Source organism: Comamonas terrae, assembly GCF_001544075.1.
Classification (GTDB): domain Bacteria; phylum Pseudomonadota; class Gammaproteobacteria; order Burkholderiales; family Burkholderiaceae_C; genus Comamonas; species Comamonas terrae.
Window position 1 is genome coordinate 49,401 of sequence record NZ_BCNT01000008.1, and the last position, 13,813, is coordinate 63,213.

At 60.9% G+C, this 13,813-nt stretch carries 15 protein-coding genes; 5 read left to right on the forward strand and 10 right to left on the reverse strand.

The window, feature by feature from the left end:
- Positions 1–17 precede the first annotated feature (17 nt).
- The 5 genes from Cte04_RS13065 to Cte04_RS13085 all read right to left on the reverse strand — a co-directional run bounded on the left by Cte04_RS13065 (position 18) and on the right by Cte04_RS13085 (position 2,729).
- A complete protein-coding gene (locus tag Cte04_RS13065; protein ID WP_066478212.1) occupies positions 18–227 on the reverse strand; it encodes a major capsid protein in 210 nt (69 codons plus the stop codon).
- Between the two features lie 238 nt (positions 228–465).
- Positions 466–687: a hypothetical protein gene (locus Cte04_RS13070; protein ID WP_066478214.1), complete on the reverse strand. Its 222-nt coding sequence runs from the start codon at positions 685–687 to the stop codon at positions 466–468.
- Position 688: 1 nt separating this feature from the next.
- The gene (locus tag Cte04_RS13075) at positions 689–1,027 is read right to left on the reverse strand and encodes a hypothetical protein (protein WP_066478218.1); all 339 of its coding nucleotides are present in this window, start codon (positions 1,025–1,027) and stop codon (positions 689–691) included.
- A gap of 15 nt (positions 1,028–1,042) precedes the next feature.
- Positions 1,043–2,263, reverse strand: a complete 1,221-nt coding sequence (locus tag Cte04_RS13080; RefSeq protein WP_066478220.1) for a replication initiation factor domain-containing protein — start codon at positions 2,261–2,263, stop codon at positions 1,043–1,045.
- 217 nt (positions 2,264–2,480) lie between these two features.
- Entirely contained in the window at positions 2,481–2,729 is a 249-nt protein-coding gene (locus Cte04_RS13085) for a hypothetical protein (protein ID WP_066478222.1), read from the reverse strand.
- A gap of 124 nt (positions 2,730–2,853) precedes the next feature.
- On the opposite strand from Cte04_RS13085, the gene Cte04_RS13090 reads away from it, so the two are divergent.
- Positions 2,854–3,186, forward strand: a complete 333-nt coding sequence (locus Cte04_RS13090; RefSeq protein ID WP_217997579.1) for a hypothetical protein — start codon at positions 2,854–2,856, stop codon at positions 3,184–3,186.
- 118 nt (positions 3,187–3,304) lie between these two features.
- On the opposite strand, the gene Cte04_RS13095 is transcribed toward Cte04_RS13090, so the two are convergent.
- The gene (locus Cte04_RS13095; RefSeq protein ID WP_066478746.1) at positions 3,305–4,219 is read right to left on the reverse strand and encodes a LysR family transcriptional regulator; all 915 of its coding nucleotides are present in this window, start codon (positions 4,217–4,219) and stop codon (positions 3,305–3,307) included.
- Between the two features lie 327 nt (positions 4,220–4,546).
- Between Cte04_RS13095 and Cte04_RS13100 the strand changes: the two genes are divergently transcribed.
- Positions 4,547–5,515 carry an NAD-dependent epimerase/dehydratase family protein gene (locus Cte04_RS13100; protein ID WP_066478224.1) on the forward strand — a complete coding sequence of 323 codons (969 nt, stop codon included), beginning with the start codon at positions 4,547–4,549 and terminating at the stop codon, positions 5,513–5,515.
- Positions 5,516–5,530: 15 nt separating this feature from the next.
- Here the strand turns inward: Cte04_RS13100 and Cte04_RS13105 are convergent, their stop codons facing one another.
- The gene (locus tag Cte04_RS13105; protein ID WP_066478227.1) at positions 5,531–7,183 is read right to left on the reverse strand and encodes a methyl-accepting chemotaxis protein; all 1,653 of its coding nucleotides are present in this window, start codon (positions 7,181–7,183) and stop codon (positions 5,531–5,533) included.
- A 281-nt stretch (positions 7,184–7,464) separates the two neighbouring features.
- Here Cte04_RS13105 and Cte04_RS13110 point away from each other — a divergent pair, with 281 nt between their 5' ends.
- Entirely contained in the window at positions 7,465–8,439 is a 975-nt protein-coding gene (locus Cte04_RS13110; RefSeq protein ID WP_066478229.1) for a MerR family transcriptional regulator, read from the forward strand.
- Positions 8,440–8,558: 119 nt separating this feature from the next.
- Here the strand turns inward: Cte04_RS13110 and Cte04_RS13115 are convergent, their stop codons facing one another.
- The 3 genes from Cte04_RS13115 to Cte04_RS13125 all read right to left on the reverse strand — a co-directional run bounded on the left by Cte04_RS13115 (position 8,559) and on the right by Cte04_RS13125 (position 12,240).
- Positions 8,559–9,866, reverse strand: coding sequence for a GGDEF domain-containing protein (locus Cte04_RS13115; protein ID WP_245633368.1), 1,308 nt, complete (start codon positions 9,864–9,866; stop codon positions 8,559–8,561).
- Between the two features lie 188 nt (positions 9,867–10,054).
- Positions 10,055–11,530 carry a sensor histidine kinase gene (locus tag Cte04_RS13120; RefSeq protein ID WP_174522930.1) on the reverse strand — a complete coding sequence of 492 codons (1,476 nt, stop codon included), beginning with the start codon at positions 11,528–11,530 and terminating at the stop codon, positions 10,055–10,057.
- The gene (locus tag Cte04_RS13125; protein WP_066478234.1) at positions 11,530–12,240 is read right to left on the reverse strand and encodes a winged helix-turn-helix domain-containing protein; all 711 of its coding nucleotides are present in this window, start codon (positions 12,238–12,240) and stop codon (positions 11,530–11,532) included. Before Cte04_RS13125 ends, Cte04_RS13120 begins: the two co-directional genes overlap by 1 nt.
- Positions 12,241–12,335: 95 nt before the next feature.
- Between Cte04_RS13125 and Cte04_RS13130 the strand changes: the two genes are divergently transcribed.
- Both Cte04_RS13130 and Cte04_RS13135 read left to right on the forward strand, forming a co-directional pair.
- Complete coding sequence (locus Cte04_RS13130) at positions 12,336–13,001, forward strand: cytochrome b/b6 domain-containing protein (RefSeq protein WP_066478236.1); 666 nt, start codon at positions 12,336–12,338, stop codon at positions 12,999–13,001.
- A complete protein-coding gene (locus Cte04_RS13135) occupies positions 12,998–13,780 on the forward strand; it encodes a molybdopterin-dependent oxidoreductase (RefSeq protein ID WP_066478238.1) in 783 nt (260 codons plus the stop codon). The genes Cte04_RS13130 and Cte04_RS13135 overlap by 4 nt, the downstream gene beginning before the upstream one ends.
- Positions 13,781–13,813: the final 33 nt, after the last annotated feature.

Sequence of the window (13,813 nt, forward strand, 5' to 3'; positions counted from 1 at the left end):
ACCAGCCCCCTCGCTGATTACAGCCAGCCCATCTTCTGGCCGAGCTTCTTCAGACCCCAGATGACCACACCGGCACCCATCACCATACCAATAGCGGAAGTCGCGTCAGTCTTGTAGGTAGTGACAGCGCCGCTCACTTCAGTGGGCAGTTCGGCCATGGCCTGGCCGGCCGTGACGGCCAGGACAGCGGATGCAGCAGCGATGCGGGAAGCGATTTTCTTGAACATAGGAATTTCCTTTTCGATTGATAGGCCCAAGAGCGGACCCGCAAGCCCCGCACGCGAGGCTTGCAGAACACTCTCACCACGTATCCCACTGAATCTGTCCGCACTCAGGACAAGCCCCGGGCATATTCGAAGCTTCGTGCTCCTCCATTTCCTCAATGCCATCCGCATCGACCAACATGTCTTGAGTCAGCGGGATACCGCAACCCTCACAGCAAAACGCGTCCATTTCATTTCTCCTTCACGTGTAATCGTTGGCAGTGCCGAGCCGGTCTAGGTCCACGACTTGCGGGAAGTCCTCGGGCTCGCAGTAATCGGCCATAAGCTGGGCAACGCGCTCACGGTCATCCGTCACGCCGCCGCCCGCCTGTTGAAGCAGAGAGACCCACATGGGCTCACCGCCCTCAGGGTCCGCCGTTAGAAAGCGGCCAGTTGCGGCCGACTGGATGACGTAGCGCGGCATATCAGGCTTGAGCTGCAGCGGCCTTGCCGCTGGCCTGCGTGGCAGGTTTGATGCCCAAGAGGGTCAGCTTCACGCCGTCAGCGCTCGCGACAACATCGAATTCACACTCAACCGGCACAGGCTTGCCAGCGCTCATGTACTGGCCGAGGTGCTTCCACTTCAGCAGTTCGGTGCTGTCGCCGAACTTGAACGGGCGCGTGACGATGCCGATGGTTTCGCCATTGCCCTTTTGGCCCAGGTCGACCGATAGGTGGAACTTAGTCGAGTCGTACTTGGTGCCTTCAAAATCGCCCTTGCTGGATTCGATACCGAACAGCAGTGCATCGCTTTTCATCTTCATGGTGGAGCCGCTCCTTTAGGCTGGCAGTCCGATAGACCGGACTTTGGGTTGAAAAACTTGGGGGTTCAGCGCTGCACATGCAGCGCGTATTTCTTCGTTGGAGAACTTTGAAAGACGACCGGGCTTTTTACGGCCGGTGACGATTTCCATGAACTCATCAGCGCCCAGAAATTCGAATGCGAGCGCAACGCTTGCACCTGCGGTATTTGTGAGCCAGCGCACGGCGCGCGTAACTTCGGCGCGGACGCTTTCAATGGCTTGCTTGGGGCGTACCTTGACACCCTCGCCTTCGTTGTATTCGCCGTGTTCGGCAAGCATCTTTTGGTGCCAGTCAGAGGCACCCGCGAAGAAATCCTCAGGGCGGCGAAGCATATCTACCGGAAGATCACGCAGCTTGTTGCCGTAGCGCAGCTCCACGCGCTCCCAATTGGTGGCATCCAGCTCGCCAAAGAGCTGCACGCCTTTTTCGTAGACATTGGTTTGCTTGCCGGCTTCCTTGCTGCCGAAGTAGAAAGAACGACCGCGACCGCCATCGACCCAGGGGCCGACCGTATTGGCTTTGGGCCTGCGCCCGTTCACGTCCATGAGACCTGCATGCCAGTCATCACGGATTCGCTCCAGGCCACCCCGGATGCCGTCGAAGAAGTCGAGGGCGTAGTCGATTCGAGTCAGCTTGCCTTCGACCTCTTCAATCAGGTTCGCCATGCGATGGCGCCAGTCGCCACGGGCGAAAGTGCAGGCCGAGCCGTAGATGTTGGCGTGGATGGTCTTGGCCTGGGCTTGCTGGCGTGGACTGTCGCCCGAGGCCAGGAAGCCGACCCAGGCGACCTCGGCATCGTTGCGGATGATCGACCAGCGGAAGCGATAGAAGTCATGACCCTTTTTCAGCTCAGGCTCAATGCTGAACTCAGGGCCGAGGCACTTGCAGACCTTTTGCGCCAGGGCGTGGGCCTGGGCGCTGGCCGCAAAATCCACATCAGGCATATCGCGCAGGATGCGGAACATCTTGGCGCGCCGATAGTTGGCATGCTCCACCTCAGCGATGCTGCGCGGGTTCTCCAGCGTATCTGCGACCGGAGAAGGGAACAGCACTTCCATCTGGGGCACAGGTGCATAGCGCAGCTCGCAAGTAAAGCGGAGCCAGTCCACGTGCACGAGGCCACCGGAGTGACGACGCTCAGCCTGCAGGCGGAGCTTGACTTCATTACCGTCCATGACCAAAACGGGACGGGTCATACGCTCCGCTCCTTGGCAACGATCTCCCCGTGATTACCAACGGGGAGGGTTTTGAGCGCTGCCGCGCCGCTCCCGCCAGCTAAAGCTGGCGCGGCGGCGCTACGCGCCCTTTGCTGCAGCACTGCGCGCAGGTTTTGACGGGCCAGGAAGTCAGCAATGGAAAGCCATTGGCCCTCATTGCGACCAGCAGCTGGAGCATGAGAAGGAATGAGTGCCATCACAGACCCCACCCAAACAGACGTACAAGCAGCGCCCGCAACACCAGACCAAGGAAATAGCAGTTGACCCCCAGAATCAGAAGGCAACCCAGCAACATGAAAAGCAGCAAGCCCAACTCGCCGACGATGGCAAGAACACTCACGCTACTGTTGGTGCCCCCGGCACCAGCACGGCCTGGAGCGGCCAAGCCTTCGGCGGTGCCCTCATCGGCGCCGGGGACGTAACTAGGGGAAGTGTTTTGAGGCATGGCCGCTCCTAAAACGTACACTTGACATGTACAGACGGCCCGAAACTTAGCATGTACTCGTCACATGTACAAACTAAGTATTAGCATGTACACGTAGCGAGTACGCAACAAACAAGGAGAAAAGATGCAAACGACCATGGAACTACTGCAAAGAGCCCTAGACAAGGACTCAGCAGGAGGCTGGGCGAAACGCTTAAATCTTTCGAGAAATGCCCTCAATTCTGCAAAGCAGAGAGGCAATTTGAGCCCTTCGATTGCCGGCGCACTGGCAGAAGAATTAGGTGAAGACGCTCAAAAATGGATGGTGATTGCAGCCCTAGAGGGCGAACGAGAAAGCGCCTGCAAATCGCGCATGGTGCGCAAATTTCTCATAGGTACCGCCCTCGCCGCAGGGGCCATTGGCACGGCTGCAGCCCAAGGAGGTTTGTATATTATGTTTAATAACTGTCGCTCCTAAACTGAGAGTACTTCTCCCAGGACTACCAAAGCATCCAGCCGCATACCCTGCGGCTTTCTAATGATGTTCAGAGCACCTTACCCGCGTATCTGCCCCACTTCAGCACCATAGCAGGCTCTTACACGGCATTTCGAGGCGAATCAGCGCTGATGTATGCCGCCAAGCCCGCCGCCAGTGCCGCGAAAGTCACCGCGCAGCGCGCGCTGGACCGCAGGTCTTCGTGCATGGCGATCCAAGTGTCCATCGTCAGCGAAAACTGGCTGCGCAGCACCCGCACCAGTTGCTTGTCCCGGGCGGCCAGTGCCGACTGGCAGATGCCGATGCCGATGCCTGCGCGGATTGCCGCCAGCTGCGCCAGGTCGCTGTCGGCCCGGAATGCGAAGCGATCCCGCGAGAAGGCAGGAATCTTCTCTCGAAGGCTGCGAATGTAGGCATTCTCGTGGTCAAAGCCGATGACCACGTGGCGGGACAAGGCCTCCATCGACTTGGGCATGCCGCGGGCCGCCAGGTAGCGCTGGTGGGCGTGCAGGCCCAGCTCGATACCGCCGATGCGCTGGACCACCAGCGCCTCCTGCACCGGCTGGAACATGCGTACCGCGATGTCCGCCTCGCGGTGCAGCAGATCGTCGGCCCGGTTGGACAGCACCAGCTCGATGACCAGTTCCGGATGTTCGCCGTGCAGCGCCGCGAGGATGGGCGGCAGGACCTCGACGCCAATGACCTCGCTGGCCGTCAGCCGCACCGTGCCGCGAACGCCTGACCCATGGCCGCTGGCCGCCCGGCGCAGGGCCGCGGCCGTGGCGGCGATGCCGGCTGCATAGGGCCTCAGCTCCTCGGCGGCGTCCGTAGGCGCGAAGCCGTCGAAGGAGCGGGTGAAGAGCTTGAGCCCCAGCGCCGCCTCCAGGCTGTCGATGTGCCGGCCCACGGTCGGCTGCGTCAGGCCCAGCGCCCGGCCCGCGGCTGACAGCGAGCCAGTCTCCAGCACCTGGAGAAAGCTCCGGTACCACTCCCAGTTCGGTTCGTTATTGGCCATGGTATGCAAATTTCTATAGCTGCTAGCGAATTCTAGGCAATTTTCTTTTTACCTGCTCCTGCGCACACTGCAGCCATTCGCAGCCCAACCACCCCATGTCCAGGAGTCTTTGATGAACCAAGCCGCCGCCATCGCCCCGTCCCCGCTACGGGGCACCGGCCCAGGCCCCGCTTCTGGGCGCTGCGGTCGCGGCGCTCACCGCCCTGGCGCTGGAGGCATGGCTGCATGTGCCGGTCCGGCCACTGTTGGACGGCTATCTGCAAGCAGTCGTCGGACGGGTGGTCTCACTGCCCCGCTGAACCTCTTCTTCAGAAAGGAAAAATCACCATGTCCAAAGTCGCATTGTTCGGCGCCGCCGGCGTCATCGGTCATAGCATCGCCGCCGCGCTCGGTGCCAAGGGCCGTCCCTACCGCGTCGTGGGCCGCAGTGAATCAAGCCTGCGCAAGGCTTTCGCTACCGATCCGCTGGCCGAGGTCGTCACCTGGAATCCGGAATCACCCGCTTCGGTGCGCACCGCCGCCGAGGGCGTGGACACGCTGGTCTACATGGTGGGCGTGAACTACTGGCAGTTCGAGCTGCACCCCGAGTTAATGCGCAAGACGCTGGAGGGCGCGGTAGCCGCCGGGGTCAAGCACCTGATCCTGATCGGCACGGTGTATCCCTACGGCCGGGCCCAGTCGAACCCGGTGCGCGAAGACCATCCCCGCGAGCCGCACACCTTCAAGGGCCGCATGCGCAAGGCGCAGGAGGACTTGCTGATGCAGGCCCACGCCGACGGCCGCATCCGCGCCACGGTGCTGCGCCTGCCGGACTTCTACGGCCCCGGCGTGGAGGCCAGCCTGCTGCACCGCGCCGCGCTGGCGGCGGTGAACGGCGGCACGGCCGACATGGTGGGCCCGCTCAATCGGCCCCATGAGTTCGTCTTCGTGCCGGACGTGGGGCCGGTAGTGGCACGGCTGGTCGATACGCCTGCCGCGTTCGGCAGGATCTGGCACCTTGCCGGTGCCGGCGCCATAACCCAGCGCGAACTGGTCGCGGAGATGGAGCGCCAGACCGGCCACAAGCTCCAACTGCGCGTCGCGGGCAAGACGATGCTGCGCCTGATCGGCCTGTTCAATCCCTTCATGCGCGAGATGGTCGAGATGAACTACCTGATGACCGAGCCGCTCATCATGGACGACTCGGCATTGCAGCAGCTGATCGGGCCGATCCGCAAGACGCCGTATGCGGAGGGCGTGCGCCAGATGCTGGCGGCCATTCCCAGGGCACGCACGCTTTGCGCCACAGCGGTTTGATGGGGCTGACAGGAATCACACCGCTCCTGGCGCAGCGAAAGCCTTTGCCGCAGTTGATGTCGGCATCGACCTGTACTGCATGTTCGGAAGCTCGCCACTATCTCCTGGAATGGCAGTCTGGTTCACATTGAACAACGAAACGGCGGCCATTAGCTGCTTGGCCTGGTCCCGCAGGCTACTCGATGCGCCGGCCATTTCCTCCACCAGAGAAGCGTTCTGCTGGGTCGCAATATCAAGCTCTGAAACCGAGGCCGTCACTTCACCAATCCCTTGCGTCTGTGCTCGCGAAGCCCCACTGATTTCGGCGATCAAGCCTGCTACGCTTTTGACCTCGTGCACCAGTTGTTCCATGGTTACGCCAGCGTCCTGAACATGCGTCACACCTTGGGTTACCTTGGACATGCTGGCGTCAATCAACTGCTTGATCTCCTTTGCAGCTTCTGCGCTGCGCTGCGCAAGCACGCGCACTTCCGAGGCGACCACGCTGAACCCGCGCCCTTGTTCGCCCGCGCGTGCAGCCTCCACTGCAGCATTCAGAGCCAAGAGGTTTGTCTGGAAAGCAATCCCGTCAATCACTCCAATGATGTTCTCGATGCGGCGCGAACTCGCAGCAATGTCCTCCATGGTCTGCACTACTTCGCGTACCACCTGGCCTCCATGTTCTGCGGACTGGCTCGCGGTAGACGCAAGAGCGGTGGCCTGGTGAGCATGTTCGGCGTTCTGCACTACAGTGCCGTGCAATTGCTCCATGGTCGACGAACTGTGCTGTAGCCGGGTAGCCTGCTGCTCGGTGCGCTGTGCAAGATCAGTATTGCTTGAATCAATTTGAGCCGAGCTTGCTGCAATAGTTTCTGCCGAGGAGCGCACTCTGCGCACGATCCGCGCCAGTGCCACCTGCATGTCCGCCAAAGAAGCCAATACACTGCTTTGGTGTACCTTCTCATCGAGCACTATTTCGCTCAGTTCGCCTGCCGCAACGCGCCTGGCCACCGCGCGCAGTTCCGAAGGATCGGCGCCCAACGCACGCATCAGGCCGTGGGTGATGCGCCAGGCAAGGACAGCAGCAATCGCGAGGGCCAGGCCGCACGCGGACAGCAAAAATGTCTTTTCGGCCGCATACATCCGCGCCGCAGCTTCCACATTCGACTCGCCCAAGCCACGGATATATGCCACATAGGCGCTGGTCTTGCGCATCAATTCGGCCAGCAAAGGCCTGCATTCATAAGTCAGCTTGTGAATGGCAGCTTCGCGCTGACCTTGCAAGGTCAACTCGACGATAGCCTGGGCCACCACGCCATAGCGGGCTTCGATCTGCTCCAGGGACTCAAACAGCTTGCGCTCCTCAGCGGAAACATCCGGGGCTTGCAGCAGCGCACGTAGCTGGCCCAAGCGCTCCTGCATACGTTCGTGTGCTTGCGCTACGGCATTTTTCTCCACAGCAATGTCGGTATCTTCAGACACCAGCAGCAGATTGCGGGCGGCAACCGCGCGAGCATCGGCCGCGGCCTGTACTTCGCGCGCTAAGCCAGCGCGCCGAAAATCATTGGAGACAAAGTGCTCGAAACTCTCCTGGGTGGATGCGATGGTGCGCACGGCCATTCCAGATAGTCCGAAAAGAATCAGCATAAGAAACCCAAAAGACAATAGCAGCTTGTTTTTTATTGACATTTGGAAATATGGTCTGCGAGGAAGAAGGCAATTCATCCGGTCGGTTGAAAAAATTGACAAGCCATCGACGCGCCGGCTGGCGCTTTGCGTGAGGCATCTGCATTGCGCCGCGCATCTGAAATTGCGCAAGCTGTGGAAGCACAAGATGGCGAGATAGCCTGCCGAGCCATCGAGGGACAACGGGCACGGAGCGCAGACAGGTTGTCAAACTTTGTAACAATCAATGTACTGGACAAATCATTTTTTGTCCTAGACAATTTTCGCTATCCCCTGAATTGCCTATGCCTATTCAAGCTACCTTTGACTGCAGCCAGACGCTGCGAGATGCCTCCCCAATGCTGCGGATTGCTGCAGTCGAGCGGGAGACGGGTATCGCAAAGGACACGCTGCGGATCTGGGAAAAACGCTATGGCTTTCCACGGCCCTCCCGTGATTCCACAGGGGACCGGGTGTACGACTCCAGCCAGGTCTTGCAGTTGAAGCAGATCCGGCGCCTGCTCGATGCCGGCATGCGACCTGGCAAGGTCGTGGGCCTCAGTGCCACCGACCTGGCGCAATTGCTCGCTGAAAGCGGTTACACCGTTGCACCGAGTCTGTCCAAGACAAAAAATGGTTTTGTGCAGACGGATTCCACGGTTTCTGCCCTTCTGGACCTGATTGGCGAGCATTCGGCCCTGGCACTTCGCCATGCGCTGGCCCATGCGCAGATGCGGATGGGGGTCGCACCGTTTGTCACCGAGCTGGTCGCCCCGTTGAGCGAAGCGGTCGGCGAAGCCTGGGCGCAAGGGCGTTTCAAGGTCTTCGAAGAGCACTTCTACACCGAGGTGGTCAGCTCTTTGCTTCGAGAGACGATCACTTCGCTCACTCCTCTATCGAATGCGCAGTACCCCAAAGTGCTTCTGACCACATTGCCGCAAGAACAGCACGGTCTTGGTCTGCTCATGGTCGAGGCCTTGCTGACGCTTGAAGGTTGTGAGTGTGTGTCGCTGGGTACGCAGACGCCTTTGGAAGAGTTGACAGATGCAGCACTCGCTCATCGTGCAGACGTCATCGCGCTGAGTTTCAGTAACGTGAACTCGGCACGCTTTGTGCAAGACAATCTGCGAGCTTTGCGCCATCAGCTGCCGCAGTCGATCCAGCTATGGGTGGGTGGCGCCTGCCCCGTGCTCTACCAGCATCGCATTGACGGAGTCATTCCAGTGGGCCAGTTGACGCGGATTCCAGAAGCCGTGACGTTGTGGCGCCACCGTGGCTGAGATCGCACAGGAAACGTTATGGTTCTATTTCCCCTGTGAATCGCATCCTGGCTCATCTTTGCACCGCGGCTGTTTGCGCCTGAATCCGCCCGAAACACAAGACCCTGGCGCGCCACACCCTAGACATTCCAAACCGTACAATTGCGCCCGCGTCGCTTTGCTGCGTAGAGCAAATCGTCCGCGCGCTTGAGCGCGCTGGCGAAAGGTTCATCTGCTTCGACCACGGTCACGCCCATGCTGGCCGTGAAACGTGCATCGGGAGCGTGCGGGGCCCAGCGCAGAGATACGAAACTTGCACGGATCTCCTCGGCGACGGCAGTAGCGCTTTCCAGGTCTGCGCCGGGCAACAGCAACAGAAATTCTTCTCCCCCCATCCTGGCAGCGCATGCTTGCGGGTCTGCTTCCTGCCGCAGAAGAGAGCCAAATCGCGCCAGTACCATGTCGCCAAACGCGTGGCCGAAGATATCGTTAATGCGTTTGAAATTGTCGATGTCGGCCATGATCACTCCCGTCGGCGTCGCAGCCTCTGGAAAGGCAGGCCTGAAAACAGAGTCGAGTCGACTATCAAGACCCTGCCGGTTCAGCAGGCCCGTCAATGCATCGGTATGTGCCTGGTGACGATATTTCTCTATGGCGTCGTAACTCGTGGCTATGAAGACTGCAAAGGTCAGGACAATGCTTCCGAGCAGTCCCGTGTATTGGATCAAAGTCCCCCAGACGGAAAGTCTCCATTCTCCCAATGCCAGATCAGGTGTCGGAGCAGCGATATACAAGATGCATTGACCAGTCAGCACTAACGCGATGAAGAGAAATGCGACGGTAAGCACCTTGTCGGACGCAGTTGCAATCCGTCTTGAGAAGGAGAGCGTGGCTCGCCAGATCACCAATGCGCAAAAGGCCTGGACGAAGAACGATTCCAGTTTGGCACTGGCAAACAGGACCACCGAGACGATTACCATCGCTGTTGAAGCCAGCAGAACCGCAATATCAACGTACAGAGAGGTCTGCCTGCAGCGACGGCTCTGCAGCGCGCGGCATGCCAACATGACGCCGCACAGAATGAAGGCATCCTCGACGGCCTGTTTGTAGGGGGAAAATTCGCTGGCCTGCACCAGCATGATGGCGTACCCAATGCTCAGGCAGCCAAGCGCGGCTCCCCACTGGAGGGTTCTGAAACCAACGAAGTGTGCGGCACAGAGTCCAATAGCGCACAAGAGGATTGCTGCGGGCACAGACCATTCAAGCAGGGTTGCGGGCATAAACAGGCTGGTACATGGGAACAAGCGACGGTGGCACAGCAACCATTTGCCGCTTCGAAGAAGCTGGAGCGTACGTGCAGCCTTGTCTGGAATCCGGTGCTGGCCGATGCGACATGCCGCATGCGGCAGAATGTTACAGCGTGTTTCACGCCTGTCGTTAAGGCTCAAGGTCAAGGATTGTCAAGCGTTGAGCGACAAATACGTCAAGCCGCGTGCAAGATGCATGCGAGGCAGCCCAGCAATCATCCCTGTTCACACCGCGGCAGTTGAAACCGTGGGTTGGCCTTTCCGGGCAAACCTCTTCAGTCGAAGAGGCCTGAATCATCTCCCGGACAAAGGCCAAGAGCAATGGCGGCTCAGCGAAGCACAAACCGGAACACCGCCCCTGCGCCGGGCTGAGACATCAGCTGGATCGTGCTTTTGTGCAGCTGCAGGATGCGATGCACAATCATGAGCCCAAAGCCCCCCGAGCGTGCGTCCTGCCCTACGGTCCCCGTAAATACAGGGCGCTCGAACAGATACGCCTGCAATGCAGAAGAGACGCCTGGACCGGTGTCCCTCACCATGACCTCGGTACCGCCCTGTCCATGGGGCTGCAACTGCACAGTGATCGCTCCGCCCTCGGCGGTAGCCCGTATCGCGTTGTCGATCAGATTGACCAGCACGCGCTCGATCATGGCCAGATCGGCCGTGACTGGAGGCAGCCCCGGAGCAATGTCTGCCATCAGACGCTGTTTCTTGGCCTCCACCGCAAGCTCGAACTTCTGGAACACGTCCTGCAACAGGTCGGCAAGAAAAAACTGCTCCATCTCCGGCTTGACCACACCGTACTCCAGCCGGGCAAGCTCGAACATTTCCTGGGCCAGACGACCGACCTTGCAGCTTTGCTCCAGTGCGATGTCGAGATAACGGCACTGCTCCTGCGGCTCCAGCACTTCGGACTTCATGCGCAAGGTCTCCAGATAGCCATGCAGCGAAGTCAGCGGCGTGCGCAGATCATGTGACAGGTTGGCAAAGAGCTCGCGCCGCTGCTGGTCCTGGTTGCGAAGTGCCTGCCACTGCTCCTGTGTGCGTTGCGCAAGCCGCTCGAAACTCTGGCTCAGCAGTTCAATCTCGCTGCCTCCTCGCGCGGCCTGCCGCAGCAGCGGCCGGGCCTGCGGCAGCCAGGACATGCCGTGGGTTTCCAGGCCGCGCACGGCTTGCGTCAGCGTGCGCAATGGCCGGGTGATGAGGCGAAACGCCGCCAGCCCCGCCACCATGCCGAGCAGCGCGACCAGAGCCATGGATCTCAGCATGGTGTTCGCCGCACTGCCCGTGTTCACGTGAGAGGCCAGGGATTCGCGATTCTCACCTTGAAGAATCACGTAGACATAGCCCGCATCGCGGCCTGCGGCTTTCAGCGGCGCGACGCTGAAGACCTTCTTGCCATCGGGACTGCGTGGATCGTCCCCGAAGACAGGCAGTGCGCCGCCGCTCAGCAACTGGCGCACCGGCGCCAGGTTCACTTGCGAGCGCTTGACCGCCCCCTCCGGCGCTGAATAGGACTGGATGCGTCCGCGCTCATCCAGCAGGTAGACCTCGACACTTGGATTCACGGCCATGAGCTTGTCGAACAGCCCATGTACGGCCGAAGGGTTCAGGCCCTGCGGCTCTATCAGCTCCGGGTAGCGTGCAATCTGCGGAGCCAGGTCTTGCGAGAGCCGCTGGATGACCTCCTGCTCGTGCTTTTCGCTGCCGCGCAGCTGCAGCGCCACCGAAGCCGCGCAGCAAGCCAGCAGCAACGCCACGAATACGGCCGACAGCCGCTGCGAAAGCGAGAGTCGCTGCAACATCACAGTGCATCCTCCGCAAGTTTGTAGCCTCGGCCCCATACGGTGAGAATGCGCTTGGGGTCGGCCGGGTTTCTCTCGATCTTGGTGCGCAGCCGGTTGATATGCGTATTCACCGTGTGCTCATAGCCGTCGTGCCGGTAGCCCCAGACCTGATTGAGCAGATCCAGCCGCGAAAACACCTTGCCGGGCTGGCGGGCAAAGAAATACAGCAGATCGAACTCGCGCGGCGTCAGTTCAATGGGCTGGCCATCCACCCGGGCTTCGCGCGCAATCGGATCGATGCTGAGTCCGCCCAGCGAGAGCACGCCGGCCTCCAGCCTGGCATTGCGGGCCAGCGCCTCGCTGCGCCGCAAAAGCGCGCGCACCCGCGCCACCAGCTCCATCACGGAAAAAGGCTTGGCCAGGTAGTCGTCGGCTCCCAGTTCCAGGCCCAGAATGCGATGCACCTCGCTGGAGCGGGCACTGGTGATGATGATGGGGACATAAAAAGTCATGGCGCGTGCACGCCGGCAAATCTCCAGACCATCCACTCCTGGCAGCATCAGGTCCAGCACCAGCGCATGCCAGCCGCCGCGCTCCACCGCGGCCAGGCCCAGCCGCCCGTCGGCAACATGCTCGACGTCATAGCCCTCGTCGCTAAGGTGCATGCGCAACAGCTCGGCAATGTTGTCATCGTCCTCGACGATCAGGATGCGTTTCGGGGTGTCCATCGGAACATTCTCCCGCAGCGAGGCAGGCCGAGGTATCACGTTTTTTTGAACTTTCGGTGAGGATTTGGGGACCAGACGCGCCGAACAATGCGCCCATGCCATCCCTTGACCATCCACCCTCGAAACGTAGCGCCCCGCCGCAACCGCTGTGGCTGCGCATCACCCACTGGCTCAATGCCGTGGCCACTGTGGTCATGGTGATGAGCGGCTGGCGCATCTACAACGCCTCGCCGATTTTCGACTTCGCCTTTCCCGGCAGCATCACGCTGGGCGGCTGGCTGGGCGGCTGGCTGGGCGGAGCGCTGCAATGGCACTTCGCCGGCATGTGGCTGCTGGTGCTTAACGGGCTGGCCTACCTGGCGCTCAACCTGGTCACCGGCAGGTTTGCGCGCCGCATGCTTCCCGTCACGGCACGCGGTGTGCTGCGCGACGCCTGGCTCGCGCTGACGGCCCGCCTGTCGCATGCGGACATACGCCATTACAACCAGGTGCAGCGTGCTGCCTATCTGTTTGCCGTGGCGGACCTGATGCTGCTGGTGGCAAGCGGCCTGGTGACCTGGAAATCGGTGCAGTTCCCGCTGCTGCGCGAGCTTCTGGGTGGCTACGACATGGCCCGGCACATCCATTTCTATTGCATGGCGGCCATCGTCTGCTTTGTTGCGATACACCTTCTCATGGTCGTACTCGTGCCGCGCTCGCTGCTCGTCATGCTGCTGGGGCGCACCACCCTGCGCTCAACCGCCAAGGAGACCACGTCATGAGTACCTCCATCTGGCAGCGGGAGAACGCCGAGGCCGTGGTTGCCGAGGCCCGCAGCCTGCTCGCCAAGCAACTGCCGCTGACCTCGCGCCGGCGGTTTCTGGCACGCGGCCTTACGCTGGGCGGCCTGGGGCTGCTGAGCGGCTGCCGCATCGACGACAGCGCGACTGCCGAAGCGGCGCTGATGAGGATCTCCCGCTTCAACGATCAGGTACAGGGCTGGCTGTTCAGCTCCTCACGCCTGGCACCCACCTACCCCGACTCCATGATCACCCGGCCCTTTCCATTCAACGCCTTCTACGGCGAAGACAAGGTGCCGCACGTCGATGCGACAAGCTTTCTTCTGGAAGTCACGGGTCTCGTGTCCGACAAGCGCCGCTGGAGGCTGCAAGAGCTGCGCGCACTGCCGCAGTACACGCAAGTCACGCGCCACATCTGCGTGGAAGGCTGGAGCGCCATCGGCAAATGGGGCGGCCCACGCTTTGGCGACTTTCTGCGCGCCGTGGGTGCGGACCTGAGTGCACGCTACGTGGGCTTCCAATGCGCGGACGACTACTACACCAGCATCGACATGGCGACGGCCCTGCACCCCCAGACGCTGCTGGCACTCGACTGGGATGGACGGCCGCTACCGCCAAAGTACGGCTTCCCGATGAAGCTGCGCATGCCCACCAAGCTGGGCTACAAGAACCCCAAGCATATACATGCCATCTTCGTGAGCAACACCTTCAACCGCGGCTACTGGGAGGACCAGGGCTACAACTGGTTCGGCGGCAGCTGACGAAATGCTTGACCCGGCTTCCCCGGTTCCCCC

Bases quoted from the DNA above. Each gene is read 5' to 3' on its own strand.
- Cte04_RS13065 (WP_066478212.1), bottom strand. From the start codon at position 227: ATGTTCAAGAAAATCGCTTCCCGCATCGCTGCTGCATCCGCTGTCCTG.
- Cte04_RS13070 (WP_066478214.1), bottom strand. From the start codon at position 687: ATGCCGCGCTACGTCATCCAGTCGGCCGCAACTGGCCGCTTTCTAACG.
- Cte04_RS13075 (WP_066478218.1), bottom strand. From the start codon at position 1,027: ATGAAGATGAAAAGCGATGCACTGCTGTTCGGTATCGAATCCAGCAAG.
- Cte04_RS13080 (WP_066478220.1), bottom strand. From the start codon at position 2,263: ATGACCCGTCCCGTTTTGGTCATGGACGGTAATGAAGTCAAGCTCCGC.
- Cte04_RS13085 (WP_066478222.1), bottom strand. From the start codon at position 2,729: ATGCCTCAAAACACTTCCCCTAGTTACGTCCCCGGCGCCGATGAGGGC.
- Cte04_RS13090 (WP_217997579.1), top strand. From the start codon at position 2,854: ATGCAAACGACCATGGAACTACTGCAAAGAGCCCTAGACAAGGACTCA.
- Cte04_RS13095 (WP_066478746.1), bottom strand. From the start codon at position 4,219: ATGGCCAATAACGAACCGAACTGGGAGTGGTACCGGAGCTTTCTCCAG.
- Cte04_RS13100 (WP_066478224.1), top strand. From the start codon at position 4,547: ATGTCCAAAGTCGCATTGTTCGGCGCCGCCGGCGTCATCGGTCATAGC.
- Cte04_RS13105 (WP_066478227.1), bottom strand. From the start codon at position 7,183: ATGTCAATAAAAAACAAGCTGCTATTGTCTTTTGGGTTTCTTATGCTG.
- Cte04_RS13110 (WP_066478229.1), top strand. From the start codon at position 7,465: ATGCCTATTCAAGCTACCTTTGACTGCAGCCAGACGCTGCGAGATGCC.
- Cte04_RS13120 (WP_174522930.1), bottom strand. From the start codon at position 11,530: ATGTTGCAGCGACTCTCGCTTTCGCAGCGGCTGTCGGCCGTATTCGTG.
- Cte04_RS13125 (WP_066478234.1), bottom strand. From the start codon at position 12,240: ATGGACACCCCGAAACGCATCCTGATCGTCGAGGACGATGACAACATT.
- Cte04_RS13130 (WP_066478236.1), top strand. From the start codon at position 12,336: ATGCCATCCCTTGACCATCCACCCTCGAAACGTAGCGCCCCGCCGCAA.
- Cte04_RS13135 (WP_066478238.1), top strand. From the start codon at position 12,998: ATGAGTACCTCCATCTGGCAGCGGGAGAACGCCGAGGCCGTGGTTGCC.